4 protein-coding genes are annotated in these 1,389 nt (G+C 30.8%); all 4 read right to left on the reverse strand.

What is annotated here, in order from left to right:
* Window positions 1–87: 87 nt before the first annotated feature.
* Window positions 88–498, reverse strand: a complete 411-nt coding sequence (locus B0A81_RS21450) for a YchJ family protein (RefSeq protein ID WP_244281451.1) — start codon at window positions 496–498, stop codon at window positions 88–90.
* Window positions 455–691, reverse strand: a complete 237-nt coding sequence (locus B0A81_RS21455; protein WP_089059912.1) for a hypothetical protein — start codon at window positions 689–691, stop codon at window positions 455–457. Before B0A81_RS21455 ends, B0A81_RS21450 begins: the two co-directional genes overlap by 44 nt.
* A gap of 83 nt (window positions 692–774) precedes the next feature.
* Entirely contained in the window at window positions 775–921 is a 147-nt protein-coding gene (locus B0A81_RS21700) for a hypothetical protein (protein ID WP_089059913.1), read from the reverse strand.
* Window positions 921–1,389, reverse strand: a 469-nt coding sequence (locus B0A81_RS21465) for a hypothetical protein (RefSeq protein ID WP_089059914.1), incomplete at its 5' end; no start/stop codon positions are given. The genes B0A81_RS21700 and B0A81_RS21465, both read right to left, overlap by 1 nt.

Raw genomic sequence — 1,389 nt, forward strand, 5'->3', positions numbered from 1 at the left:
TTTAGAATTATGAAAAACGAAACGTTTATTAATTTTTAGTTAAAGTATTTAGGCAAAACAACTTAAAAGTTATCCCAATTATGTCAATTATTCAAACTTTCCATCAAGATAAAACCACTCGTTTTCTTCAAATTTAAAATTCGAAAATTCGTAATGCGTTTGCGGTTTATTGTTCGAATCCATAAAATAGGCTTTAAATTCTACAGTATTTTCTGTAAAACTTAAAATCTCTAATTTCTGCCATTTATTTGCTGTTGCCCATTTTAAAATTTCTGATTTCGAATAATATTCTCTTTCAGAAACATAAGTAGTTTGTAAAAGATAATCTGCATTATGAGTTGCATACGCTGAATATCTGGAACGCATTAATGCCAAAGCTGTTGGCGCTTTTTGTTTTTTCTCAAGATACAAACCACAACAATTTTCAAACTGTAAACTTGTATCGCAATAACATTTATGCATCGCCGTCAACTTGTTCTTCACCGTTAATTTTAACATGAAGCTGATTTAATAAAACTTGATACCTGCTGATTTCTCTAAGTTCTTCATCTTCTTCAGCATGATCTAACATCTCGTCTAATTCATCACTTACATCAAGCAGTTTATTATTCGCTTCTCTATCGTTTTTTGCAGCAATCAAATCAATAATTTCTTGAACGTTTGCTTTTAGGGTTTCAAATTTTGAATTCATTTTTTTCTTGTTTCAAATTTCAGGTCTCAGGTTTTCGCTTCAAGAACTTGAAACGTGTAACATGAAACATGAAACTATATTTATTACTCTTCTTTCTTGTTTTCGTTGAATTTCTTCACAATCTCTTTCAGCTTTTCTTTACGGGCGATTTCTGCCTGTTTTTTCTTTGCTTGCGCTTTATGCAACTTGTCATTATGAGTTTTAATATTCTTTTCGTTATTCCGTCCCATTATATTTCTCTTTTAATTTCTTCTAATGTTTTTTCTGTATAGATCAATTTATCAATAATCTGCTTTCGCAAATCGGCTAGATCATCATAATCAAAATATTTTGCCCATGAAGTTAATTGCTGCAAATTTCTAATTTGTTTTAATCTTTTTGCAGTTTCAAAACTTGTTCTTAAAACTGCTTTTTTATCATATTCTGGATTATTCTTATGCTGATAATTTGCTAAATTTTTATCAAAATCTGCTTCTATATAATATAATTTATCTTCTGCATTATCAGGATAAAACTCGCTCCAAGCCGCAAAACCAATTTTTGTTTTTGATTCGGTCTCCGGTTCACGAGCCACTAAACGCCATTTGCTGTTTGCCAGTCTTCCCCAATGATTCGAAACGCGGTACATCCCTACTTCTGTATAATAATAAGAACTTCCTGCTTTGCTTTCGAACTGTTTTTTTAAACCTTCAATTTCA

The sequence above is a fragment of the Flavobacterium plurextorum genome, from assembly GCF_002217395.1.
Classification (GTDB): domain Bacteria; phylum Bacteroidota; class Bacteroidia; order Flavobacteriales; family Flavobacteriaceae; genus Flavobacterium; species Flavobacterium plurextorum.

Coding starts and splice junctions, on each gene's coding strand:
- B0A81_RS21450 (WP_244281451.1), bottom strand. CDS start 498: ATGTTAAAATTAACGGTGAAGAACAAGTTGACGGCGATGCATAAATGT.
- B0A81_RS21455 (WP_089059912.1), bottom strand. CDS start 691: ATGAATTCAAAATTTGAAACCCTAAAAGCAAACGTTCAAGAAATTATT.
- B0A81_RS21700 (WP_089059913.1), bottom strand. CDS start 921: ATGGGACGGAATAACGAAAAGAATATTAAAACTCATAATGACAAGTTG.